The sequence below is a fragment of the Paenibacillus elgii NBRC 100335 genome, assembly GCF_004000865.1.
Taxonomy (GTDB): Bacteria; Bacillota; Bacilli; order Paenibacillales; family NBRC-103111; genus Paenibacillus_G; species Paenibacillus_G elgii.
Window position 1 is genome coordinate 45,859 of sequence record NZ_BIMB01000027.1, and the last position, 25,817, is coordinate 71,675.

Annotated in this window: 20 protein-coding genes and 1 riboswitch; of the genes, 18 read left to right on the forward strand and 2 right to left on the reverse strand. The window is 55.6% G+C overall.

Annotated elements, in window-relative coordinates; genetic code table 11:
* Positions 1-15: 15 nt before the first annotated feature.
* Positions 16-2,112 carry a glycoside hydrolase family 31 protein gene (locus tag PEL01S_RS19795; protein ID WP_127461526.1) on the forward strand — a complete coding sequence of 699 codons (2,097 nt, stop codon included), beginning with the start codon at positions 16-18 and terminating at the stop codon, positions 2,110-2,112.
* A 38-nt stretch (positions 2,113-2,150) separates the two neighbouring features.
* Here the strand turns inward: PEL01S_RS19795 and PEL01S_RS19800 are convergent, their stop codons facing one another.
* Entirely contained in the window at positions 2,151-2,495 is a 345-nt protein-coding gene (locus tag PEL01S_RS19800; protein ID WP_063179423.1) for a winged helix-turn-helix transcriptional regulator, read from the reverse strand.
* A gap of 147 nt (positions 2,496-2,642) precedes the next feature.
* Here PEL01S_RS19800 and PEL01S_RS19805 point away from each other — a divergent pair, with 147 nt between their 5' ends.
* The 9 genes from PEL01S_RS19805 to PEL01S_RS19845 all read left to right on the forward strand — a co-directional run bounded on the left by PEL01S_RS19805 (position 2,643) and on the right by PEL01S_RS19845 (position 13,366).
* Entirely contained in the window at positions 2,643-3,404 is a 762-nt protein-coding gene (locus PEL01S_RS19805) for a DODA-type extradiol aromatic ring-opening family dioxygenase (RefSeq protein ID WP_108530614.1), read from the forward strand.
* A gap of 34 nt (positions 3,405-3,438) precedes the next feature.
* A complete protein-coding gene (locus PEL01S_RS19810; protein WP_127461527.1) occupies positions 3,439-3,858 on the forward strand; it encodes a DoxX family protein in 420 nt (139 codons plus the stop codon).
* A gap of 180 nt (positions 3,859-4,038) precedes the next feature.
* Positions 4,039-6,471 carry an EAL domain-containing protein gene (locus tag PEL01S_RS19815; protein ID WP_127461528.1) on the forward strand — a complete coding sequence of 811 codons (2,433 nt, stop codon included), beginning with the start codon at positions 4,039-4,041 and terminating at the stop codon, positions 6,469-6,471.
* A 127-nt stretch (positions 6,472-6,598) separates the two neighbouring features.
* Positions 6,599-6,682: riboswitch (cyclic di-GMP riboswitch) on the forward strand.
* Positions 6,683-6,744: 62 nt separating this feature from the next.
* On the forward strand, positions 6,745-7,140 hold the full coding sequence (locus tag PEL01S_RS19820; RefSeq protein WP_063179582.1) for a response regulator: 396 nt from the start codon (positions 6,745-6,747) through the stop codon (positions 7,138-7,140).
* A 136-nt stretch (positions 7,141-7,276) separates the two neighbouring features.
* Positions 7,277-7,966 (forward strand): metal-dependent hydrolase, encoded by a 690-nt coding sequence (locus tag PEL01S_RS19825; protein WP_063179429.1) that lies wholly within the window; start codon positions 7,277-7,279, stop codon positions 7,964-7,966.
* Positions 7,967-7,984: 18 nt separating this feature from the next.
* Positions 7,985-8,428, forward strand: a complete 444-nt coding sequence (locus PEL01S_RS19830; RefSeq protein WP_127461529.1) for a GNAT family N-acetyltransferase — start codon at positions 7,985-7,987, stop codon at positions 8,426-8,428.
* A 131-nt stretch (positions 8,429-8,559) separates the two neighbouring features.
* Positions 8,560-9,642 (forward strand): VanZ family protein, encoded by a 1,083-nt coding sequence (locus PEL01S_RS19835; protein WP_127461530.1) that lies wholly within the window; start codon positions 8,560-8,562, stop codon positions 9,640-9,642.
* 143 nt (positions 9,643-9,785) lie between these two features.
* A complete protein-coding gene (locus tag PEL01S_RS19840; protein ID WP_371860718.1) occupies positions 9,786-11,606 on the forward strand; it encodes an ABC transporter ATP-binding protein in 1,821 nt (606 codons plus the stop codon).
* Positions 11,603-13,366, forward strand: coding sequence for an ABC transporter ATP-binding protein (locus PEL01S_RS19845; protein ID WP_127461532.1), 1,764 nt, complete (start codon positions 11,603-11,605; stop codon positions 13,364-13,366). The genes PEL01S_RS19840 and PEL01S_RS19845 overlap by 4 nt, the downstream gene beginning before the upstream one ends.
* A gap of 494 nt (positions 13,367-13,860) precedes the next feature.
* Here the strand turns inward: PEL01S_RS19845 and PEL01S_RS19850 are convergent, their stop codons facing one another.
* Positions 13,861-15,588: a sulfatase-like hydrolase/transferase gene (locus tag PEL01S_RS19850; RefSeq protein WP_127461533.1), complete on the reverse strand. Its 1,728-nt coding sequence runs from the start codon at positions 15,586-15,588 to the stop codon at positions 13,861-13,863.
* A 316-nt stretch (positions 15,589-15,904) separates the two neighbouring features.
* Between PEL01S_RS19850 and PEL01S_RS19855 the strand changes: the two genes are divergently transcribed.
* From PEL01S_RS19855 to PEL01S_RS19890, 8 genes are all read left to right on the forward strand, one after another.
* Positions 15,905-16,129: a hypothetical protein gene (locus PEL01S_RS19855; protein ID WP_127461534.1), complete on the forward strand. Its 225-nt coding sequence runs from the start codon at positions 15,905-15,907 to the stop codon at positions 16,127-16,129.
* 49 nt (positions 16,130-16,178) lie between these two features.
* Positions 16,179-16,904: an FHA domain-containing protein gene (locus tag PEL01S_RS19860; RefSeq protein ID WP_174806978.1), complete on the forward strand. Its 726-nt coding sequence runs from the start codon at positions 16,179-16,181 to the stop codon at positions 16,902-16,904.
* A gap of 29 nt (positions 16,905-16,933) precedes the next feature.
* Positions 16,934-18,226, forward strand: coding sequence for a UDP-N-acetylglucosamine 1-carboxyvinyltransferase (murA, locus tag PEL01S_RS19865; RefSeq protein WP_127461535.1), 1,293 nt, complete (start codon positions 16,934-16,936; stop codon positions 18,224-18,226).
* Between the two features lie 872 nt (positions 18,227-19,098).
* The gene (gene ppdK, locus PEL01S_RS19870; RefSeq protein WP_127461536.1) at positions 19,099-21,804 is read left to right on the forward strand and encodes a pyruvate, phosphate dikinase; all 2,706 of its coding nucleotides are present in this window, start codon (positions 19,099-19,101) and stop codon (positions 21,802-21,804) included.
* A gap of 185 nt (positions 21,805-21,989) precedes the next feature.
* Positions 21,990-22,433 carry a nucleoside-diphosphate kinase gene (gene ndk, locus PEL01S_RS19875; protein WP_063179443.1) on the forward strand — a complete coding sequence of 148 codons (444 nt, stop codon included), beginning with the start codon at positions 21,990-21,992 and terminating at the stop codon, positions 22,431-22,433.
* A 145-nt stretch (positions 22,434-22,578) separates the two neighbouring features.
* Positions 22,579-23,694 (forward strand): aminopeptidase, encoded by a 1,116-nt coding sequence (locus tag PEL01S_RS19880; RefSeq protein WP_108530604.1) that lies wholly within the window; start codon positions 22,579-22,581, stop codon positions 23,692-23,694.
* Positions 23,695-23,795: 101 nt separating this feature from the next.
* Positions 23,796-24,179, forward strand: a complete 384-nt coding sequence (locus PEL01S_RS19885) for a YmaF family protein (protein ID WP_127461551.1) — start codon at positions 23,796-23,798, stop codon at positions 24,177-24,179.
* Between the two features lie 156 nt (positions 24,180-24,335).
* On the forward strand, positions 24,336-25,712 hold the full coding sequence (locus PEL01S_RS19890; RefSeq protein ID WP_127461537.1) for an extracellular solute-binding protein: 1,377 nt from the start codon (positions 24,336-24,338) through the stop codon (positions 25,710-25,712).
* The last annotated feature ends 105 nt before the right edge of the window (positions 25,713-25,817 follow it).

The following is a 25,817-nucleotide window of genomic DNA, read 5'->3' on the forward strand; positions in this document are numbered from 1 at the left end:
CAAGGAGAGAAGCAAATGACAGAATCGACATTGAGCTGGCAGGCGGTAGCTCCGGGAATATGGCGGCTGAAGGCGGGACAGCCTACGATACTGTCTCCCGCTTCGGTCATGAACCGGACTCCCAAAACGGCGGCTTTGCAATCGATGGGCGAAGCCGAATTCCCGTTCGATGCGGCGGATGTGAAAATCGAGCGGGTCGGCGGCCGTATCGTCGTGGCACTGCCGCTCGGAAGCGAGGAGTCGCTGTACGGACTGGGCCTGCAGCTGCTGAAGCTGAATCACCGCGGGCGGACGCGTTATTTGCGCGTCAACAGCGACCCGAAGCAGGATACGGGGGAGACGCATGCGCCCGTTCCGTTCTATGTATCCAGCAGAGGCTACGGGGTATATGCGGATACGTCCCGCATCGTGACGCTGTGCTGCGGCTCGTCGGTTCGGTTCGATAGCGGCCTGTCCGGGAACGCGAAGGATCGCAACCGTGATTCGTCGTGGAAAGCGACGCCTGTGAGCGACCGGGTGGAAATTACGGTGGCCGACGAGGGGGTAGACGTTTATGTTTTCGCCGGACCGACGCCGCTGGACGCCGTTCGCCGCTATAACCTGTATTTCGGCGGCGGCGCACTTCCTCCGCGCTGGGGGCTTGGCTTCTGGCACCGGGTGCCCAAAAGCTACACGGCCGACGAGGTGCGCGCGGAAGCGGCGGCATTCCGGGAACGGGGCATTCCGTGCGATGTCATCGGACTGGAGCCGGGCTGGCACACCCGCAGCTACCCGGTAACGTACGAATGGAACCGGGAGCTGTTTCCCGATCCGGAGCAATTTGTCCGGGACCTGGAGAAGGACGGCTTCAAAATCAACCTGTGGGAGCACCCGTACGTGTCGCCGGATGCGGCCATTTACGAGGCGCTTCGGCCGCTTTCCGGCTCCCACACGGTATGGCACGGGCTGGCGCCGGACTATACGCTGCCTGAGGCGCAGGCGATATATACGGAACAACACGAACGCGAGCACGTGAAGATCGGCGTATCCGGCTACAAGCTGGACGAATGCGACGGCAGCGAGCTGACCCGCAATTCGTGGATGTTCCCTGCGCATGCAAGCTTCCCGTCAGGCTGCGACGGCGAGCAACTGCGGCAGCTGTACGGCTTGCTGCTTCAGAAAATGACCGACGATCTGTACCGCTCCCATAACCGTCGGACGTACGGCTTGGTTCGTGCTTCCGCAGGCGTCGCTTCGTCGCTTCCTTATGTGCTTTATTCTGATCTGTACGATCACCGCGACTATGTCCGTGCGTTGTGCAATTCGGGCTTCAGCGGCTTGCTCTGGACGCCCGAGGTGCGAAAAGCGCGGAGCAGCGAGGATTGGGTCCGCCGGATGCAGACCGTGTGCTTCTCGCCGCTTGCCATGCTGAATGCATGGGCTGACGGGACGAAGCCGTGGTCGTTCCCCGAGGTCGAGCCCATCGTTACCCGTTACATTCGCTTGCGCATGCAATTGCTGCCCTATCTGTATTCGACCTTCGCCAGCTATTGGGCGGAGGGCGTGCCTCCGGTGAGGGCCATGGCTCTGGAAGCTGGCGTGTCCGTGCGTGCGCAGGCCGGCAGCGGCCGTTTCGACTCGGATGAATTCGCCTACGGGGGCGCAGCGGATAAAGAATGGGACGACCAATTCATGTTCGGCGATTCGCTGCTTGTCGCTCCGCTGTTTGAAGGGGAAACCGGGCGGACCGTTTATTTGCCGCAAGGCGGTTGGTACGACTTCGATACGGGGGAACGCTTCGAAGGCGGCCGAACGATTTACGTCCAACCGGGGCTTGAGAAGATTCCGGTGTTCGTGAAGGACGGCGCGGTGATTCCGATGATGGCTGCCATGGACCATGCGCCGCGCGCCGGGGAGAAGATCGACCTGGAGCTGCACCATTACGGCACGAGTCCGGGCATGTTCCGGCTGTTCGACGACGACGGGGAAACGTTTGCCTACGAGAGAGGCGAGTACCGCTGGCGCACGGCCGAAGTCACCGTGGATGCCGAAGGCCGCAAAAGCGGCTCTGTCAGCGATACGGAAGCCGGCTGGTCCTCGGCGTTTGGCGATTTCGTGTGGGTGTTTCATTAATGCAAAAAGGCGCCAAAGGGCGCCTTTTTTGCATGCGTTTATTTCGTAAGCGGATCGGCCGCCGGTTCCTCATCGAGCTCTATCCATACGCTCGTCCATTTCTCCATTTCCCGGAAGACAGGAGCCAGAGCACGGCCTTTGTCCGTGAGAGAATACTCGATGCGAACGGGGGTTTCCGGATACACGTCCCGCTTCACAATCCCCTCATGCTCCAACTCTTTTAACCGCTCCGATAGCAATCTACCGCTAATCTGAAGGGCCGTCTCGATGGTGCAGAACCGTTGAGGTCCCTTAAGCAGCTGATGGATAATGAGACCCGCCCATCGCTTGCTGACGATCCGCATGCCTTTTTCGAATCTGGGGCACACTGAAGTCTGATTCATATCCCGTCACCTCGCTATACCTCTATTATACCGTATGATTATCAAAAATAATATAGTTGCAAACAAAAATATAGTTACTTGACATAGATAAATTATCATTATATACTTACTTACATAAAGTAACCTTATTACTTAGGGGGTAGCATGATGATTCCAGCTTTATTTCTAGCGCACGGCTCTCCGATGCTCGCGATCGAGCAGACGCCTTATACCGATTTTTTGGCGAAATTGGGCGAGCAGTACGAACCCCGGGCGATTGTCATCTTTACGGCGCATTGGGAAAGCGAGACGTTGACGATTTCATCGACGGACGATATCTACGATACGATCTACGATTTCGGCGGATTCCCGGATGAACTGTATCAGGTCAAGTACCCGGCCAGAGGGTCCAAAGCGATCGCGGCGATGCTGGAGCAAAAGCTGACGGCAAACGGTATCGATGTCCGCACCGATTCGGTCAGGGGACTCGATCACGGCTCTTGGACGCTGCTCCATCGCATGTATCCGAAGGCGGATATTCCGGTAGTCCAAGTATCAGTGAATCCTTATCTTGACCCTGAGGGGCAATACCGGATCGGCGAGGCGATTCGCGGGCTGGGACGGGAAGGCATCCTGGTGATCGGCAGCGGGGTAACCGTGCACAATCTCCGGATGCTGAATTGGGGCCAGAAGACGCCGGAGCCATGGGCGGTTGCCTTCGACGACTGGCTGCTGGAGAAGCTGCAGTCCGGCGACTTGAATGCGTTGTTCCAGTATGCGGAGCAAGCCCCGTATGCCCGTCAAGCCGTGCCGAGAGCGGAGCATTTCGTGCCGCTGTTCATTGCGATGGGAAGCGGGGAAGGGCAAGCTCAGGTGATCCATCGGAGCTATGATTTAGGCACACTCAGCTATATGTGTTTGCAATTTTAACAATAACTATTTAGGAAATAAGGAGAGAGAACTTTTGAATAAGAAATACGAGGTTAGTCTGCTGTTGATCCGTTTGGTGCTAGGCATTTCTTTTTTGGTTCATGGCGTGGTCAAATTTCAGAGCGGCATTGGCAACATCGCCGGTTGGTTCGAAAGCATAGGTCTTCCGGGCTTCGCCGCTTATGTTGTAGCGATTATCGAGGTGGCCGGAGGAATCGCCCTGATTCTGGGCCTTGGCACTCGGACCGTTTCTACTTTGTTCGCATTGCTCATGATCGGCGCGATCGTGAAGGCGAAATGGGCCGGCGGATTTTTGGGAAGTCCGCAGATGGCCGGGTACGAATTGGATTTGGCGTTCTTCGTCATGGCGCTGGCTTTGGCCATAGCCGGCAGCTCGCTGCTGTCGCTAGGTAGCCTGTTGTCCGCAGGTAACTCGAAACGTGCCGATGCATAAATAACAGAAGCGAAAAAGAAGCAGGTCTGCCGATCTGCTTCTTTTGCATGCTCGAAAAGCAGTCTTTTCGACATCTTTATGATATTCGAGTTATTTCGACAAAAAGATGTAGACGGTATATAGGCCTCGTAGGTATAATATAGAAAAGAAAAGGATCAAATTGGAAAGAAGGTAAAGACTATGCAGCAAATGATCGGCACCTATGACTGGTTTTTGGTCTTTCTTTCCTATGTGATCTCGGTCCTGGCTTCCTATACCGCACTGGATATGGGCGGCAGAATCAATGCGGCACGCGGACGTACCCGGTTAGTATGGCTTTGCGGCGGAGCGACGGCCATGGGGCTTGGGATCTGGTCGATGCATTTTGTTGGAATGCTTGCTTACCGGATGCCGATGGAGGTCCATTACGACGTCTCCCTCGTTCTGCTTTCCATGGTATTTGCCGTCAGCGCTTCGTATATTGCCTTGGCTGCAGTTGGGGGCAGACATTTCGGATGGCGCAATTGGACTGTCGGCGGTCTGTTTATGGCTTTCGGCATCATAGGCATGCACTATACGGGATTGACGTCGATGAAGATGAACGCGGTCATTCAGTACCGTCCTTTGGTCTTGAGCCTATCCGTTGTTATCGCAGTGATCGCGTCCATGGCCGCGATGTGGCTGACCTATTATTTTCGCGATGACATTGGCAGATCACGCATTTACCGTAAAGTCGGCAGCGGCTTTGTAATGGGCGCGGCGATTTCGGGCATGCATTACACGGGCATGGGGGCAGCTCTCTTTATCAGTCTGGATCATATGAATTGGATGAGCAACGAGCTGAGCGTGGAAACGTCGTTGATCGCCTATGTAATCGGCATGATGACGCTATTGGTGCTAGGGATTGCGCTTGTGACATCATTCGTGGACAAAAGGCTGGCGCACCATGCGGCCAAGCTTCACGAAAGCGAGCAGCATTTTCAATCGCTGTTTGATTATAATACGGATGCGGTGTTTTCCATTGATCTGGAAGGGCGATTCATCGCCGCGAATCCGGCGGTCGAGGCGATTACGGGCTATTCGGCGGAGGAGACCGTGGGACGCAGCTTAAGCCGCATTTCGGAGCTTTGGAGTACCGATGAGCTGAACTGGAGGTTTGCGGAATCTGTAAAGGGCATCCCCCAAAAGTTTGAAATGACCATCAAGCATAAACAGGGGAAATCCATAGATCTCAGCGTTACCTGCGTTCCCATTGTCGTGAACCGGGAGGTCACCGGTCTGTTCGGGATATGTCAAGACATCACGGAAAAGAAACAAGCGGAGCGCCGGATTAACGACCTTGCCTATCGGGACGATCTGACAGGGATGCCGAACCGCCGTTATTTGCTGGAAACGCTGAACGGACTGACGGAGGCGGAAGAAGAAATCGAAAGGGCGCTTCTGGTCATCGATATCGACCGCTTCAAGCTGATCAACGACTCCATCGGGCAAAAGCAAGGGGACAAGCTGCTGCGGCAGCTGTCGGACCGTCTGCACCACACCGCTGACGAAGGTAAGGTCATCGCGCGAATCGGCAGCGACGAGTTTGCCGTGCTGCTGTGCGGAATTGAGGGAGGAGAGAGCGAAGCGGCTGCGGAAGCGCTGCAGCTTCACGAACGGCTCCAGCGTCCCTTCACGCTGGGAGCGCACAAAGTACACCTCAGCCTCACCATCGGCTACGCGGTGCAGTCTGTCGCCGCTAACGGGGAAATGCTGCTGAAGCATGCCGATTCCGCGTTGTTTTATTCCAAAAAGCAGGGGCGCAACCGGATACAGGCTTATTCCTCGGAAATGGACGAAGCGTCCGAACAGAAGCTGGCGCTTGAGAACGGCTTGCGCCTTGCGCTGGAGCGGGACGAGTTCGAGGTGCATTATCAGCCGCAGGTGAATATGCAGGGGCAGGTGATCGGGGCCGAGGCGCTCGTGCGCTGGCGGCACCCCGAGCAGGGCCTCGTATCGCCGGGCTTATTCATCCCGGTTGCCGAGGAAAGCGGGCTGATCCATCTGATCGGCGAACGCGTGCTGCGCATGGCCTGCCGGCAAAACAAATTGTGGCAGGAAGCCGGATTCCCGCCGATGCCCGTTTCCGTCAACCTGTCGAACAAGCAGTTCGAGCAGCCGCATTTGATCGAAACGATCCGGGAAGCGCTGCAGGAATCGGGCCTGGAGCCAAAATATCTCGATTTGGAAATTACGGAAAGCATGATGGCCGCGGACGCGAACAATGCGGAAACGACGCTGCGCCGGCTGAAGCAAATCGGCGTACAGGTCAGCATGGACGATTTTGGCACGGGCTACAGCTCGCTCAGCTATTTGAACCGGTTCCCGATCGACAAGCTGAAAATCGATCAATCGTTCGTACGCGACATTGCCCACGAGTCCAGCGGGGCGTCGATTGTCGCTACGATCGTAGCCATGTCGCACCATCTCGGCCTGCAGGTCATCGCGGAAGGCGTGGAGACACAGGAGCAGATCGACTTTTTACGCGACAAAAAATGCGATCTGGTGCAAGGCTACTATTACAGCCCGCCGCTGCCGCCGGATGATTTTGAGCGATATTTGCAAAACATGGCCCGTTCGGCTGAGCCTGCGTAACTCATAAGCCTAAGACCTCTCAATCGTAATTCTTCAACGGCGGGGATGTTGCGAAGAGGTCTTATTTGGCGTTATGCTTGTATTTTTTCTACCAGATGCTTATAATACAATTTACAATCGTTTTTTGTCACAGACATGGCAAACTTGGCGAAAGTCAAGGACGCAAAGCTATAGGGACTAAGGTGTATCACGATGTCAGCCAGCTGCCGAAGGACAAGAGGAAATAGTCGAACACGGCCTCCCTTTTGGCATTTGGGGCGGTCTTATTTTTTTATGTACAAAAACAACGGGTGGGGGCAGTTCGGCGTGAAAAAAATCTTGATCGTGGACGATTCGCTATTCATGCGAATGATACTGAGAAACGTAATTCAGGAATTGGGTTACGAAACGGTAGCCGAGGCGAGCAATGGACTGGAAGCGCTGACATTATACTCTGAATTGAAGCCGGATCTTGTTACGCTTGACATTACGATGCCCGAGATGGATGGGATCACGGCACTGGAAGAGATCAAGAATATGGACCCCGACGCAAAAGTAATCATGGTGTCCGCTATGGGCCAGCAGGCGCTGTTGATTCGGGCCGTCTCGATGGGAGCAAGCGACTTTATCGTCAAGCCGTTCAGCAAGGACCGGGTCCGGGAGGCTTTGAAAAAGGCGTTTGCGAGCTAGGATTGACGATGCATAGGTGCAGCTGCGAAAGGAGCCGTCAGGAACGGCTACCTTTCTTTTTGAGTTTCACGTCTTCTCTTTGGTACAATAGAATTCGTAAAAGCTACTATTCGAATCAAAAGAAGGAGCTGGTCGCATGGAGATTTGGTATCATGGTCATTCCTGTGTTCAATTGACTCACGGAGGGCATTCCTTAATCATCGATCCGTTTATTTCCGGGAACCGTCTGGCGACAACCAAGCCCGAGGATGTGAAGGCGGAATATGTCCTTCTTACCCATGGCCATCCCGACCACATTCTCGATACCGTACCCATCGCCAAAAGCAATCATGCAACGGTCATTGCAACGTTTGAGCTGGCGACTTACATGAGCTGGCAAGGTTTGAACACCTTCGCGATGAATATCGGCGGCAGAACGTCGATCGGATTTGCGGAGATCGAGATGATTCAAGCGTTTCACAGCTCGGGAATCGTGCTGGAAGAAGAAAAAAAGATCATTTATGGCGGCATGCCCGGCGGATATGTGATCAAGTGGGACGGGCTGACGATTCTTCACAGCGGGGACACCGCGTTATTCTCCGATATGAAGCTGATCGGTCAGCGCCACAAAATCGATCTGGCATTCCTGCCGATCGGCGACGTATTTACGATGGGACCGGACGATGCGGCTCAGGCCGCCGAGTGGCTGGGCGCGAAAGCGGTCGTGCCGCTTCATTTCAATACGTTCCCGCCGATCGTTCAGGATGCGGATCGTTTCGCCGCCGGACTTCGGGATAAAGGCATCCAGAGCCAGGTGCTGCAGCCGGGAGAAAAACTTACGTTATAGCTTGGGGGAAAAGACATCATGGATTTGAGCATCGTGCCTGTACATACGGAAGAACAGCTTCGCGACTGCTTTGCCGTGCGTATTCGCGTGTTCGTGGAAGAGCAAGGGGTTTCGCCGGAAGAAGAGATGGACGATTACGATGCTTCGCCTAGCGCGGCAAAGCATTTTCTGATCATGAACGGAAATGAGCCCGCCGCGGCTGCCCGCTGGATCATGTACGACGGGAAGACGGCCAAGCTCCAGCGGATTGCCGTGATGAAGCCGTACCGCGGATACGGGCTCGGACGCCAGATCATTCAGGCGATGGAAGAGGACATCCGAACGCAGGACGTTCCGGTGATCATCCTGGACGCTCAGACCCAGGCAGAGCCGTTTTACGAGAAATTAGGCTACAAAACGGTTTCTACCAAGCCGTTCCTCGACGCAGGAATCTGGCATGTCCGTATGCGCAAGGAGCTGTAAAAAGCAAAATTGCATGACACGCTGATGTTCGGCGTGTTTTTTTGCGTATACAAGGTGACAATAATGTCACTCATATAAGCCGTATTTCCGTTATAATTCTTAGTAAATATTACAGCATGGGTGTGAAGACAATGCTTCAAGCTTATTTGTTTCCAATCGGTTTCGCGCTGCAGACGTTTCCACTGTTGGCGTTCGTCTTTACGCTGCCGTTTTTAATCGTACAGTACCGGAAATACGGCTATGTCAATAAAATACGCGTCATTGTCCTGTATTCATTTCTACTGTATTTATTGTGCGCCCTGTACTTGGTCATCCTGCCGCTGCCGGATACCCGGCATACTTGCACCGGGACGACGGGCTCGTTCAATCAATGGGTGCCGTTCCAGTTTGTCCGCGATTTTCTGCGGGAAACGGGCCTGCAGTGGAACAATCCGGCAACCTATCTTAAGGTGTTCGGGGAACGGGGATTTCTGCAAGTAGCGTTCAATGTGCTGCTGCTTGTCCCTTTGGGCGTGTTTTTGCGCTATTATTTCCGGCGCCGCATTGTGCGGACGACGGTGACGACGTTTCTGGTGTCGCTGTTTTTTGAAGTGACGCAGGGAACGGGGCTGTACGGCATTTACGATTGCCCCTACCGTCTGTTCGACGTGGACGATCTGATGCTTAATACGACAGGCGGGCTGGTCGGTTATGCGATAGCTCCATGGCTGACGGCTTTTATGCCCAAAAGCGAGACGCTGGATGAGGGGGTCGATCTGTCCGTTACGCGCGTCAGCTACACCCGCCGTTTTGTTGCGTGGCTGATCGATTGGGCGGTATTGTCGCCGTTCGTTCTGTTTTTCCTGGGGCGGCATATGCTGCTTCCGCTCGCTGGTGCGGTCCTCTTCTATTTTGTCGTCGTGCCCTACTTGGCCGAAGGCAGGACGCTGGGTAAGCGGGTCGTGCGCATTCGCCTGGACGGAAGGGATGGCGGGTTGACGCTGCACGCGCTTTTGGTCCGCTGCGTTTCGTTGTATTTTGGGGTTGGCGGTCCCAATGTGCTGTTTATCAGCGGTGAAATGAACCATCTCCCTTCGATGGTGATGATCCCGCTGCTGCTCGTCGCCGGGCTGCTTAACCTTGTCTTCGGCATCCATGCGCTGCTCTGCTTCGTACGGCGGGACCGGATGCTGTTCTACGAGCGGTGGAGCGAGACGAAGCATTCGATCACGTAGGAAACCGGGTTTTGAAGATGGCTTGTGGCGTCGTTGTTAAATACGGCACCGCGGCCGTCTTTTTCGTTTGGGGCTTATCGAACGCTGTGGCTGCCGATGGGTTTGGAAATTTGGTTATAATTGTTTTTTTCTTTTGGAAATGGATGGCCGAACAAGTGTTTCCTGTGGTAGAATGTTTGTACGATAAAGGAGGGACGGAGAGGTTGAGGAAAGCCATACGAAAAATACCGGTTCGTGAATACGCCCTCTTGCTGAGCCGCTACTTGAAGTCCCAGCGCAAAAGTATGATTTTGCTAGCCGTACTGCTCGTAAGCGGCATTGCCATGCAGTTGGCGAACCCGCAAATTATCCGTTATTTCATCGATACGGCGCAGTCCCAGTCAAGCACCAGACCCTTGCTTATCGCAGGCGGTCTGTTCATTGTCGTCACCCTGATTCAGCAGGTTGTTGCCGTGGCCGCAACGTATGTAGGCGCGAATGTCGGATGGCAGGCAACCAATCAGCTGCGCGGCGATGTGGCGGATCATTGCTTAAAGCTTGATATGACGTTTCATAAGTCGCAAACATCCGGCGCGATCATTGAGCGGGTGGACGGGGATATCAACAATTTGTCCAATTTTTTCTCCAGTTTCGTCATTACGCTGCTGAGTAATCTCGTGCTGGTGGCGGGGATGCTGGTGCTGCTCTTCCGGGAAGGATGGCTGATCGGCGTCGGCATGCTCTTTTTTGTCGTGTTCGCGATAGTCGCCATCCAATATATCCGGAAGTTTGCGGTGCCTCATTGGGGGAAGCTGAGACAGGTGAGCGCGAAGTTTTACGGCTTCTTGGGCGAGCATCTGGAAGGGACGGAGGATACACGGGCCAACGGCGCAACCGGGTATGTGATGCGTCGGTATCACGAGCTGCTGCGCGAATGGCTGCCGGTCCGCGTGCGTGCGTTTTTCGGTTGGGCGTCGATGTGGATCACGACCCTGATCGTGTTTGCGATCGGCAACGCGGTTGCGTTTGTGTTGAGCTTTTATTTGTGGAAAAAGGGCTCGATTACGCTCGGTACCGTGTACATGATCTTTTACTATACCGAGCTGATGGCCAAGCCGATCGAACAAATCCGCACGCAGATGGAGGATTTGCAAAAAGCGGACGCCAGCATCGTCCGGGTGAAGGAGCTGCTGGAGACACAGTCGGTGATTCAGGACGGACCGGGTACGCCTGTGCCGCAGGGAGCGCTGTCCGTGGCGTTCGAGGGTGTTCGCTTCGGCTACGAGGCGGATAATCCGACGCTGCAGGACGTGAGCTTCCGCTTGGAGCCGGGGCAGGTGCTGGGCTTGCTCGGCCGGACGGGTAGCGGTAAAACGACGCTGGCGCGCCTGCTGCTGCGTTTCTACGATCCGGGAGAAGGACGGATTGTTCTCGGGGAGACGGATATTCGGGAGGCGAAGCTGCAGCAGCTGCGCGGCCGGGTAGGGATGGTGACCCAGTCGATCGAGCTGTTCCAAGGGACGGTGCGCGACAACCTGACGTTTTTTGACGAGACGATCTCCGACGAACGGGTGGAACAGGTGCTTCGGGAGCTGGGGATGGAGTCGTGGCTTCGCTCGCTGCCGGGCGGCTTGGATACGATGCTGGAGTCCGGGGGCGGCGGATTGTCCGCAGGCGAGGCGCAGCTGCTGTCGTTCGCACGGGTGTTCTTGTCCGATCCGGGACTCGTCATTCTCGACGAGGCTTCTTCGCGTCTGGACCCGGCGACCGAGCAGCGGATCGAGCGGGCAATGAACCGGCTGCTGCAAGGCCGGACCTGCATTATTATCGCCCACCGGCTGGCGACCATCCAGCGGGCGGACCGCATTCTTATTCTCGACAACGGTCGTATCGCTGAGGAAGGAGACCGGGCAAGGCTCGGGGCCGACCCGGATTCCCGCTACAGCCGGATGCTGAAGGTCGGAATGGAGGAAATGCTGGTATGACGACCTTTTCTTTTTTATGGCGGCTGACGCGTTACCGGTTGGGGCTTTACATTTTGAACGCGCTCGCTTGGTCTTTGATTTATTTGGCCCCGATCGTTCCCGGACTTGTGACGAAAGCGTTTTTCGACGAGCTGTCGGGTCATTCCGCCTACAGCTTCAGCATTTGGACGTTGGTTCTCTTTCTGCTGATGGCGGCGCTGGCGCGGGTTGTGCTGATCTTGTTCGGCTTTATCACGGACGTCCAGTTCCGATTTCGCGTCGCGGCGCTGCTGCGCCGGAACCTGCTGCGGCATGTGCTCAAGGAACCGGGAGCGCGGGCGATTCCGATCTCGCCGGGCGAGGCGATCAGCTCGTTCCGGGACGATGTCGAGCAGGTGGAGGAAACGGTCAGCTGGTCGGTGGACTCGTTCGGGATGACGCTGTTCGCTGCGGTATCGTGCTACATTCTTATCCGCATTAACGCAGAGATGACGCTGTGGGTGTTTTTGCCATTAGTCGTCGTTGTGACGATCGCTCAATTGTCGACGACAATGCTGCAAAAATACCGGGCGGCGAGCCGGGAAGCGACAAGCCAGGTCACCGGAGCAATTAGCGAAATGTTCTCTACGGTGCAGTCGATTCAGGTGGCAGGCGCGGAAGATCGGGTCATCGACCGTTTCAAGCGGTTGAACGACCAGCGCCGGGAAGCGATGCTGAAGGACCGGTTGCTGAGCACGACGCTCGAATCGATTTTCTCCAACGCGGTTAATTTCGGCACCGGATTGATTTTGCTGCTGGCCGCGCAATCGATGCGGGACGGCAGCTTTACGGTTGGCGATTTCGCACTGTTCGTTTATTACCTCACGTTCGTGACGCAGTTCATCCAAAACTTCGGGAAGTTCATGACTTACTTTAAACAAAGCACGGTTTCGAAAGACCGTCTGGTGACGCTGCTGCAAGGGGCGGACGAGGAAAGGCTGACGGAATACCATCCGCTGCATTTGCGGGGAAGCTTGCCGGAAATGAATGAAGGGACTGCGGCTCCCGGCAGCAAGACCTTGGAGACGCTGGAAGTACGCGGCTTGACATACCGCTATCCCGAAACAGGCCGGGGGATTGAAGGGATCGACCTGACGCTGCCGCGCGGTTCGTTCACCGTCATTACGGGACGAGTCGGCTCCGGCAAGACGACGCTGGCGCGCACGCTGCTCGGGCTGCTGCCTATGCAGGCGGGAGCTATTCGTTGGAACGGGGAGCCGGTGGCGAAACCGGACGACTTTTTCATTCCGCCGCGCAGCGCCTATACGCCGCAAATCCCGCGGCTGTACAGCGACACGCTGGAGAACAATATTTTGCTCGGCATGCATGCCGAGCCGGAGCAGCTCCAGCGGGCGATCCGCTCTGCTGTGCTGGAGCAGGATCTGGGGTATTTGCCGCATGGCCTCGACACGGTCATCGGGCCGCGCGGCGTGAAGCTGTCAGGCGGGCAAGCCCAACGCACCGCAGCCGCCCGGATGTTCGTACGCGACGCGGAGCTGCTCGTCTTCGACGATCTGTCAAGCGCGCTCGACGTCGATACCGAGGGCAAGCTGTGGGAGCGGCTCGAAGAATTGCGGCAAGGCGCGACCTGCCTGGTCATCTCCCACCGCAAAGCGGCGCTGGCTCGAGCGGACCGAATCGTCGTCCTGAAGGACGGACGCGTCGATGCCCAAGGCACACTGGAAGAACTGCTGGAATCGAATGCGGAGCTGCAGCGGCTATGGCACCGCGGCGAGGCATAAGAGGGGCCGGTTGTTGGGGCGGCTAGATGCTTGTTTGGGAGGCTGCTGTGCTTCGTCCATTTCCCGGGCAAGCGCAGGAGTCGACAGGCTTCTACAGTGTGGAAGGTTATGAAATCGTCAGGACCATCGTGGTGTCCGGGCGGTTAAACTGCGGCGAAACCGATGTGTTTTTTAGAGCATCGGCTTCGCTTTTTTTTTCTACAGCGGATGGAAATAGAGCATCTCATTTCCACTAATGGCCGGCGGGGAGAAGTGTTCTGGGAAATAAAGGAACTCAGATGCGCTATGTGCTCCGTTTGGAAGGTGGATGAGAAATTTCGACAAAAGTAGAGCATCTGAGTTCCGCTAAGATTTTGAGATGGCTCGATTTGCCACTGATAGAGCATTTCAGGTGCGCAATTATATGTGGGCTATTTCAGGTGAATGATTTCAGGAGAGAATAAATGATCGTCTGATTAAGAAAGCCGAAGAAGGGATGCCGCATCTTCGGCTTTTTAATGCTTCTTCTCTAGCACCGGCACCTTTACGATTCGCGAGGCGGCCAGCACCCGATTCTTGGAATCGAGGACGCGTACTTGAACGTCCAGCGTTGCGGCATTAGTCGTCAGTGACTTCGGCAGGTTCACGCTAAGCGAGGATTCGCTCTGCCAAGTCGTCTGCTGCGGTTCGCCGTTAATGAAGATGGTGCTGCCAAGGCCGTATCTTCCGCCATGTACGGTAAGCTGCGATCTTCCGAAAACATCGCCCCCGACGGTTAAGGTATCAGGGCTTACCCGTTCGATCAGCGGTTCGCCGTAGCCGAGGATAAACGGCGGCGTTCCTTTCATTGTGCCGCCAGTTGCGCCAGTATCGATCGCTGAGTTACTATCACTACTGCCCGCCGCGTCACTTGTGCTGCTGTCGACCGTCCCGGCCATGCCAGTCGCGCTATTCCTGTCGCCGCTGTCCGCGCCGTCGCTACCCGCCACGCTGTCACCGCTGTCCGCTGCGTCAACACCAGCCACGCTTGCACTTCCGCCGCTTGCGGCCGCCTGCTTCTCCAACTTCAGGATGGCCTTCTGCCGATCCTCGTACTGCTGCACCAGATTCACGTCGATGTTCATCGCTTCATAGTACGTTTTCGGCGGCAGCACCGGCATTTTTCGGTACAGGTCGGACAAAAAGTCTGTGTATGGACTGCCCGGCCGCTTCGCCAGATTCAAAATGTATGGCCCGAGAAACGACGGGCTCATATGTAGCTCCTCTTTCGCTTCCTTCGGCAAATAGTTGCTCCAAACGACAACGGGAGTGTTATGCATTTTCTCCAAGAAGTCGGGGTCGTCCTCGCCGCTGATGTATTTCGATTCCTTATAAACCAACAGCTTTTCCAGGGAAGGGAGATGATCGCCGAAAAAAACAATGATCGTCGGCTCCTTCACCCTGCTGAAATGCATAATCAGCTCCTGCAGCGCCCGGTCGGCGCCCGACAAACCTTGTGCATACGTCTCGGCAATGCCTGTGACCGCGTTGGACATATTGCTTTTCACTTCGATATGGTTCTTTTTAAACTTGCCTGGCCAGTAATGATAATGGTTTTCCATCGTGTTGGCAAAAATGAAGTCTGGGCCGGGATTTCGTTCGCTCTCCTCGATGATGCGCCGCACGACGGCGTGATCTCCGATGTATGGGCCGACATACTCGTCAGGATTGAAATATTCCAGACTGATGAAGCGCGAAAATCCGAGATGCTTGTATACCTCCGAGCTGTTGAAAAACCAATGGTAAAACGGACTGATCGCCGTCGTATTGTAGCCTTGTCCCGCTAACAAGCTGGCCAGCGAAGCGGTCGGCTGCTTGATGTATTGCTCGTACGGAGTGGAATCCTCCGGGAAAAAGCGCATCGAATGCCCGGTCAGCACTTCCAGCTCGACATTGGCCGTACCGCCGCCGAACATCGGGGAAAGCAGCGTGCCGTGGGTGAATTTCTCCTGCAGCGCATGGAACATCGGCGCCGGGTCCTCGCTGAATTGCAGGCTTTTGATTTGAGTGATGTCCCAAAATGCTTCGCTCAGCAGGATGATGATGTTCGGGGGCTTTTGCAGCTCTTCGGGCGACCACTCGGTTTGAATTTCAATCTCGGGCGGCGGCAGAGGGACGGGAGGTCGAATATAGCCCGAAGCTTGCAAAAGAATAAGAAGAAACAAGCCGCAGGTTAAAGCCGTAAGGCGAAAAAACAAAGGCATAGGCGGATCTCCCGTTTGAATACGTTTTCGTTAAAGTAGTGCCATTATACCACGGACCTTCGTCTTGTAGATAGAGAGGCGCATCAAGGTGTTTTAGAGCTGAATGATTTATTTTAAGCTGTGATTGGTAGGCCGGAACGAGCAGGCGAAGGAACTGATGAACAACAGCATATGGAAAAACATCCCTGAAGTTAAAAAGGCCAGGTCCACGAAGTGACCACCGATGTCTGGATGACCTTCGGTCTTCCGGCCTACGAGAAAATATGAACGACGTGCTGCAAGCGTTGGCGAAACATAAGCAAAGGAGAGGTTTGGCATGATGGAAACACGTCCAGGTATAGCCAGCTACTACGGTTCGCAAGCGGCGGACGATCAATTAATTCAACGGGGAGCCGGTACCGAAGGAAATTATTATGGAACTGTTGTTACTAATCGTTCGGCGAAGCGGGCTTTTTTATGTCCGTTTCTCCCTGACAGGTTCGTATTACCGAAATATAACTGTTGCGTCAGCGAAGTCTATTTTCCTTCAAGGCTGAAATAGGCTATGATGATAGGAGGTCAAATTATTTTTATCGACCGCACAACGATGCATGACCGCTGTGCAGCACTCGGAGGGAACGAAACTGGATACTTTCGCTTGTCTTTATGTGATTCGCGGAGAACCTTTCCGCTCGGGTACGTGCTTGAATCTGACCGCCGCCGAAACGGTAATCGGGAGGGCTTCGAACTCGTATTCTCCGGACTTCGCTTTTTCGAACGCGTTTATTTCCCGTAAACATATAGTGATCCGCAAAGAAGAGGAGCGTGCGGTCCTGTACGATCTGGGCAGCACGCACGGCACGGAAATCAACGGTGTGATCGTCGAACCGAATCAACCGTATCCGCTGAAATCGTTTGATATCGTCAAGCTGGCCAAAGGGATGACGGTGTTGCATTTTTCGTATCTTTTCGCTGATCAGACGCTGGAGTTCGAGCCGCTTAGCATTACGCAGCGATGGGATGAGCCTCACGGCCCGCTGACGATCCATTGGGAAAAACGGGAATGCGTAGTGGACGGTAAGCGAATTGCGATGTCCGAGAAAGAATTTTTGCTTATTCAGCTGTTGTACGATCATGCCAACCGGCTCGTGCCGATTGCCGAAATCAAGCAAGCCGTATGGCCGGAGCGCTCGGTCGGCGAAGACGGGGTTCCGGATGTAACGATGGACGAATTGAATGCGCTGGTGTACCGGATTCGCAAAAAATACGGCAAAGACACCTTCCTCATCAGTGCGGTTCGCGGCAGCGGATACGTGCTGGAGCTTCATAACAAATAACGACATCATCGGAAAGTGGGTAAGGGTCAATGAGATGGATTGAAGTGGAACCTGCCGGCCCGCTGAACGGCTGCGTACATATTCCCGGTTCTAAAAACAGCTCGCTCGCCTTGTTGGCCGCCGCCTCACTGGCGGACGGTCTGGTGACGCTGGAGGGCATTCCAAATATCGACGATGTGAAATTGATCGCCCAGATCGGCAAAGACATCGGTCTGACAATCACCCGCCGCCCATCCGGCGAACTTGTGCTGGACCCGCGTTACATCCACAGCGCGATCATCGATCCGGGCAAGGCGTCCGCTTACCGGGCGTCCTACTATTTTGCCGGTGCTCTGCTGGCCAAATTCGGGCGGGTGACGGTCGGGTTTCCGGGGGGAGACAACTTTGTCTCCAGACCGATCGACCAGCATATGAAGGCGTTCCAAGCGCTGGGTGCGACGGTGGAGTTCCGCGAGGATCACTATATTGTTGAAGCCAAAACGCTGCGCGGGGCGGACATCTACTTCGACACTGTGACATCGGGCGCCACGATCAACGCGATTCTGGCGGCGGTCCGCGCTCAGGGCCGGACGAATCTGTATCATGCCGCAGTCGATCCGGAGGTCGTCGATACGGCGGCGTTCCTGAACGGTCTGGGCGCGCGCATTTACGGCGCAGGGACGGACCGCATACGGATCGAGGGCGTGCCTTATTTGAACGGGGGAAGGCATACCGTAATTCCCGACCGGCTCGTCGCCGGGGCATTCTTGATGAGTGCGGGCATCACCGGTGGTACCGTGACCGTGAAGGATGTCATTCCCGAGCACCTTGGGGCGTGTATCGCCAAGCTGAGCGAGGCCGGGCTGGAGATGGAATGGGACGAAAACAGCATTACCGCCCGCAGCACGGGTCAGATTCGTGCAACCCGGGTCCGCGCAACGATGTATCCGGGCTTCGCTACGGACCTGCAGCAGCCGATGACGGCTTTGCTGACACAGGCCAAAGGCAAAAGCATCATCACGGAACGGGTGTACCCGAACCGGTTCAATCACGTTCCGCAGCTTCGGCGCATGGGAGCGGAGATCGAGGTCCGCGGAGAGAGTGCTTTTATCCAGGGCGGCCGGCCGCTTGTCGGCGATTGGGTGCATGCCACCGATGTACGCGCAGGCACGTGTCTGGTGCTCGCCGGACTCGCAGCCGAAGGCTGCACGCGCATTACGGGCGTGGAGCATCTGGAACGTGGCTATGAGGACGTTATCGGCAGCTTCCACGCGCTGGGCGCGAAACTGTCGCTGTATGAGCGGGAGATGGAGCAGGATAGCCGGGCTGCCGGGATGGCGTGACAAGATCATAGAAACGGATGGGCAAGCTTTAAAATGCCGCAATATTGTGACGTTGTAACCTCTCTTCGGAGAGGTTTTTTGCTGTTTGCGAACTTGTGCCGATAAGATCTGTCGATAACGGGAAGGCAGAAGTGAGCCGCCAGGAGCCACCAGAAGCTGCTATGAACCCAGACGGAGATCCTTCACTATGGCCGGATCGAGCGCGAGACAAAAATAGAGGCGGAAAAGTTCCTCTAACCCGTCGTTTTGACCTCCTTCTGCAATTATAAAGGAACTCAGATGCGCTAAATGCCCGATTTTAACCTTGCTATAAATGTTTCGACATAAATAAAGGAACGTATGTTCTTTATTCTGGGAACAGGCCATCTAAGACAAAAAATAACGCACGTCAGTTCCGTTGTCTTGTGAGAAGAAACAAAACCATCAGACTCCGTACAATAAGTTTTAGACTGACTCTGGAAATCGAAACAGCGACAACCGTTGACGAGAAAAGGTCCAAGATTTTCCCCGTATATTAAACGAACGTTCCCCTTACCTCAACGAAGCAAGCTTCGTCATTTATACGTCATTCGTGACCAGAGCTATTGCGAATCCATCGTACCCTTAAACGAAATTTTAATTAATATTTCAAATCTATAAAAATATATTATCAAATGCATTGGCTTTGAATGGACGCCATCATTTTCCCTCACGGGTCCGGGAACCACAGATGCCGCGATAAATAGTGTGTAATAAATATAAATAATACACACTATTTACAATGTAATAAAGCTATGATATGTTTTATACATCATTAAACATCCACAACGTTCCATATGTGTACTCGCGGTCTGCGTACCGTAGGTTCTAAAATGACGGGAGGATTATCAATCATGCAAAGTGTAGTGCCGTTTCATTCGGGGCATGCTGGCTTGAAGCAGCTCCTTGGCGGTAAAGGGGCGAATCTTGCAGAGATGACGAACGCCGGTTTGCCGGTACCGCCGGGGTTTACCATTACAACAGACGTGTGCCGCTCCTATTATGAAGCGGGCATGCAGCTTCCGGCGGGGCTGATGGAGCAGGTCCACCAAGCGATGCGGGAGCTGGAGCAGGCGAAGAGCCAAGGCTTCGGCGATCCAGCCAAGCCGCTGCTCGTGTCTGTCCGGTCGGGCTCGGTGACTTCGATGCCCGGTATGATGGATACAATTCTCAACCTGGGCTTGAACGACGAAACGGTGCAAGGGCTTGCGGCATTGACCGGCAATCCGAGATTTGCGTTCGATTGTTACCGCCGTTTGATCCAAATGTTCGGTAACGTCGTGTTCGACATCGAAACATATCAATTCGAACGGCTGCTGCACCGCCTTAAGCAGCGATTCAATGTAAGTCAGGACAGCGAAGTGAGTGCCGAGGGCTGGACGGAGCTGATCGGAGAGTATAAGGCGGTGATCCGCAAGGAAGCGGGACGCGAGTTTCCGCAGCAGGTGGAGGAGCAGCTCGCTCTGGCCGTTGAAGCGGTATTCCGTTCGTGGAACAATGCGCGGGCGAAGGTTTACCGCAAGGTGCACCAGATTCCCGACGAGCAAGGGACGGCCGTCAACATTCAGACGATGGTGTTCGGCAACATGGGCAGCGACTGCGGGACAGGCGTCGTGTTCACGCGAAATCCGTCTACCGGAGAGCCCGTGCTGTACGGCGAATACTTGATGAACGCGCAAGGGGAAGACGTCGTGGCCGGCGTGCGGACGCCCGTTCCGATTGCGAAGCTCGGCGAGGAAATGCCGCTTGTTTTTGACCAGCTCGTGCGGACGGCGGAGAAGCTGGAGCGGCATTACACGGACATGCAGGATATCGAATTTACGGTCGAGCAGGGCAAGCTTTATCTGCTGCAAACGCGAGACGGCAAGCGGACGGCCCAAGCCGCGGTCAAAATCGCCGTCGATCTGGTGCGTGAGGGCGTGATCGATACCGGCGAAGCGGTCAATCGCATCGAGCCGTTTCATCTGGATCAGCTGCTGCACCGCGCGATCGATACCGACAAGCCGCTGCATGTGCTGGCGGCCGGCCTGCCGGCGTCGCCGGGAGCCGCTTCCGGTGTCGCGGTGTTCGACGCGGATACGGCCGAGGCATGGGCCCGCACAGGGCGCAAAGTCATCCTCGTGCGCTCGGAGACAACGCCGGAGGATATTCACGGCGTGCTGGCAGCCGAAGGCGTGCTGACCAGCCGGGGCGGCATGACCAGCCATGCGGCAGTCGTTGCCCGTGGGATGGGCAAGCCTTGCGTCTGCGGCTGCGAAGCGCTGCGCTTGACAGACCGCGCTTTTGCCGTTACGACCGCTGACGGAGAAGCCGTCACGGTACGGGAAGGCGATGCGTTGTCCATCGACGGCGCGACCGGACGGGTGATCCTCGGCGAAGTCAGCTTGCGCGAGCCCGAGCTGACGGGCGAGCTGCAGCAGCTGCTCGCCTGGGCGGACGAGATTCGCACGCTTGAGGTGTACACGAACGCCGATACGCCGGAGGATGCGGCCAAGGCGCGCAGCTTTGGCGCCGAAGGCATCGGGCTGTGCCGGACGGAGCATATGTTCATGAGCGCCGAGCGGGTACCGGTCGTGCAGGCGATGATTTTGGCGGAGACGGCGGAAGAGCGGGCGGAAGCGCTGGCGAAGCTGCTGCCGATGCAGCAGGAGGACTTCGAGGGCATTTTCCGGGCGATGGACGGGCTGCCGGTAACGATTCGCCTGCTTGACCCGCCGCTGCACGAATTTTTGCCGAACATGGAGCAGTTGGTCGTCGAGCGGGAGCGCTTGAACGGTCAGCCGGACGCAGAACCGGAACGCAAGGAGCGCCTGGAGAAGCTGCTGCGCAAAGTCAGGGCGCTGCATGAGATGAACCCGATGCTCGGCACCCGGGGCTGCCGTCTCGGACTCGTGCTGCCGGACATTTACGAGATGCAGATTGAGGCCGTCTTCCGCGCCGTGCTCAGTTGCCTGCGCGAGCAGCTCGACGTCCGGCCGGATATTATGATTCCGCTGGTCGGCCATAGCAACGAGCTGCAGCGGATGCGCGAGCTCGTGACCCGCAAGGTGGAGGAGGTGCTTGGCGAGTTTGCCCGCACGTTCCGCTACCGCGTCGGCACGATGATCGAAGTGCCGCGGGCTGCCGTTACGGCAGGGGACATTGCGCAGCACGCCGATTTCTTCTCGTTCGGCACGAACGATCTGACGCAGATGACGTTCGGCTACAGCCGGGACGACGCCGAGGGCAAATTTTTGACGCATTACGTGGAGACGAAGCTGCTTCCCGACAATCCGTTCCAAGTGCTGGACCGGGACGGCGTCGGAACGTTGATCGAATGGGCGGTCGAGCGCGGACGCGCCGTGAAGCCGCAGCTCAAGACCGGCATTTGCGGCGAGCACGGAGGCGACAAGCAGTCGATCTTCTTCTGCCACGGGGTAGGGCTGGATTATGTCAGCTGCTCGCCGTACCGGGTACCGCTCGCCAGAATCGCCGCTGCGCAAGCACAGCTGGCGTTGGGCAACCCCGATGCTCGGGAGACGGCTGCGGAAGAACCCGTCACGTCCGGCCGGAGCGCTTAAGCAGCAAAGGTTCGTCGTACGTTGTCACACGCCGCCTGCATAGGCAAGGGTGCAGGCGGCGCTCTTGTGTCTTGTTCCGGAACCCCTTCAGGCATGGAAAATGCAGGAAGCGGGTATACTGGGATGCACACAGCTTCAGGTGTAAGATTAGCAATCTATCATTTTAAAAACGGAGTGGAATGATAATGGAAAAAACATTTTTGATGATTAAACCGGACGGCGTACAGCGGGGGTTGATCGGCAAGCTGGTTCAGCGCTTTGAGGATAAGGGCTTTCAATTGGTCGGCTCCAAATTGATGGTGATCACGAAGGAGCAAGCGGAAACCCACTATGCCGAGCATAAGGAAAAACCGTTTTTCGGCGAACTGGTTCAGTTTATTACCTCCGGTCCGGTCTTTGCGATGGTATGGCAGGGCGATAACGTCATTGCGCTGTCCCGCGCCATGATGGGCAAGACGAATCCGCTGGATGCGGCGCCAGGAACGATCCGCGGCGATTATGCGGTTCATACCGGCAACAATATTATTCACGGCTCCGATTCTCCAGAAAGCGCAGAACGGGAAATCGCCAACTTTTTCAAGCCGGAAGAGCTTCTTGCTTACGACCGGGCGCTGCAAAGCTGGATCTAGCCGTCCGGCAATCGGTTTCCTCAAAATGTAAAAATAATTGCAATCTTTTATCCGAAAACCTTCATTAGGGGTTTGAACTTTCCGTGAAAATTTGGTACGTTGAGAAGGTGAGTTCAAGATGCTGTCCCCAAAGGAGAGAAAGAAGATGCGAGATCCACGTTTGCAGCAGTTTGCGAGAAACCTGGTACGGTATTCCGTCGACCTTCAGCCGGGTGAGAATATCCTGATTGAAATGATCGGCCTTCGCGATCAGGAATTGACCAAGTGTTTAATAGAAGAGGTGTACGCGGCTGGCGGGCATCCGTTCATCGAGTTCCGTTATCCCGAAGTTACGCGCAAGCTGATGCTTGGCGGCAACCAGGAGCTGTACGAGCGGATGGCGGCCATCGAGCTGAACCGCATGAAGCAAATGCAAGCGTACATTGCCGTTCGCAGCGGCGACAACATTACCGAAACGTCCGATGTGCCTGAGGATAAGCTGCGCTTGTTCATGAAGGTGTACCAGCGTCCGGTCGTCGATCAACGGGTCAATCATACCAAATGGTGCGTAATGCGTTATCCGAACCCATCGATGGCGCAGCAGGCGAATACGAGCACCGAAGCGTTCGAAGATTTTTATTTCCAAGTGTGCAACCTCGATTACAGCAAAATGTCCGGGGCCATGGACTCGCTTGTCGAGCTGATGAACAAGACGGACAAAGTGCGGCTTGTCGGACCGGGTACTGATCTCAGCTTTTCGATCAAGGACATTCCGGCGATCAAATGCGCAGGCCAGAACAATATTCCGGACGGCGAAGTGTTCACTGCTCCGGTGAAGGATTCGGTCAACGGCGTTATCTCTTATAACACTCCGACGATCTATATGGGAACTTCGTTCGAGAACGTCACGCTCCGCTTCGATAACGGCCAGATCGTCGAGGCAACGGCGAACAATACCGCCAAGCTGAACGAAATTTTGGATACCGACGACGGTGCCCGCTTTGTTGGCGAGTTTGCGATTGGCGTCAATCCGTACATACAGCAGCCGATGAAAGACATTTTGTTCGACGAGAAAATCGACGGCAGCATCCACTTCACGCCGGGTAACGCTTACACGGATGCGGATAACGGCAACCGGTCCTCGGTTCACTGGGATATGGTGCTGATCCAGCGTCCGGAATACGGCGGCGGCGAAATTTATTTTGACGATCGTCTGATCCGCAAGGACGGCCGCTTTGTCGTGCCGGAGCTGGAGAAGCTGAATCCCGAGCATCTGAAATAGGCGGGCAGCGAGCGGTTCACTTTTAAACGAACGCCCATACGGCCCAAGCTCTCTTCACATACGATGGGGTATTACCCATCATGGAGAAGAGGTTGGTGCTTATGGATATCCCCGTTACGGGATTCGTGGTTCATTCCGGCGGTGAAGATGATCCCAATCATGCCCACAGGCTTTATATTACGTCGTGGGATGGCCGGCCGGTTCACGTCCATCCTTTCTCGGGAACGACTTCGTACGATGTTGGGCATCGGCATCATTATGCCGGCATGACCGAACCGGCGCCCAGCGGGGTTCAGCATGTTCACGGCTATTACGCTGTCACTTCGTTTGACGCCGGCCATAGCCACATCATTCGCGGGACGACTGGCCCGGCCATCCCGCTGTCCTGCGGAGGACATTACCATTATTTTGAAGGTCGTACGACTGTAAACGGCAGTACACCTCACACTCACAGCTATGGTGGCAACACTGGCAACGAGGTATAACGTCCGTACCCCAAAACGCATGTTCCGGCTCAGCACGGAGCAGGCGTTTTTTTTGGTGCATATAAACTAGTAAATCCAGCGTGCATTGACATCGAACTCGCCATTATATAAACTAGATGAGAACCAGTTTATTCGACAGGCAGGAGGGACATTGCGATGCCGAAAAAGCCCAGCCGCACGACGTTTCATAAGCGTCTGGATCATATGGTCGCCCAGCTCAGGGAAGATATCGTCAGCGGCAAGCTCTCCGTCGGAGAACACCTGCCGTCCGAGGTGGAGCTCGGCAAGCAGTACCAGCTCAGCAAAAATTCGGTCCGCAAAGGACTGGAAATGCTGGTGGACGAGCAGTTGATCGAGAAGGTGCCGAGAGTCGGCAACCGGGTCAGCAGCCCCGCGGTCCAGGGCAGCGTTACGATCAAGCTGGGCTATTACACCTCTGTCATGGAGCAGATGGACTTGAACCGGCTGCTGTCGGATTTTCATGTTGCCTATCCGCATATCCGGGTGCAGACGGTAGCCCTTCCTTACGATAATTACGCGCAGGCGATCGAAGAATACATGAAGGGCGGTATGGTCGACGTATTTACGATCAACCATACCGATTATCAGCTTGTGGTGGACAGCGGCCGGCAGGAGTGGCTGGAGCCCATGAACCCGCCAGCCGGACAGTACCCGTTTCTGCAGAACGCGTTCAAACACCGCGACCGGTGCTTGGCGCTGCCGTTCGCCTTTTCCCCGGTTGTGCTGTGCTATAACCGCGATCATTTTGCCGACAAAGGGCTGGAGGAACCGGACAGCGGCTGGACGTGGGACGATTTGACCGAAACGGCGCAGAAGCTCGCGGATGAGCGGGGGCGGTTCGGGTTTTATTTTTATTTCCTGTCGCAGAACCGGTGGCCGGTATTTTTGCTGCAAAGCGGGGACGTGGTCCGCTACGACGCGCAGGGGCGTCCGTCGTTTTGCGGGACGAAGCTGATGGAAGGGCTGCGCAAATGCCGCGAGCTGGTCTACACGGAAGGCATGTTCCCGCGGTTTGCGGCGGAGAATGATGCCGACGCGGAAGCGCTGTTCCTGCAGGAAAAAGTGTCGATGATCATGACGACCTATTTCAGCTTGAACGATATCCGGGAGGCGGGGTTTTCTTTCGACGTGGCGCCACTGCCGTACCTGAACGAGCCGAGGACGCTGCTGCTTTCGGTTGCGCTCGGGATGAACCGTCATTCGGAGCAAAAGGAAGCGGCGCGAACGCTGGTTGATTACCTGCTGGGAGAAGCGGCCCAGCTGACGCTGCGTCAGAACACCTTCAGCATTCCAAGCCTGAAGAAGGCCGCGGAATGGCGCGGGAAGGGAACGGTCAAGCATCCGTCGCGCTACCCCATGTACCGCGAAATTATTCCGTCGTTCCGCTGGACGACGGACATTCATCTGAACGCGAGACAGGTGGAGGCGATGCACCGGGAGCTGAAGTGGTTCTGGTCCCGGATGGAAGAGGAAGATACGATTTGCCGTCGGCTGGAGGAGGCGCTGTCCTGAGGCCGGACGGCTTTTCTTTTTTTTCTGGGGCTGTGGAATTTTTTGCGGACGGTTGACAGCGCTTTCTGATGTCGTTATAGTATAAATAAATACCAGATATGATCT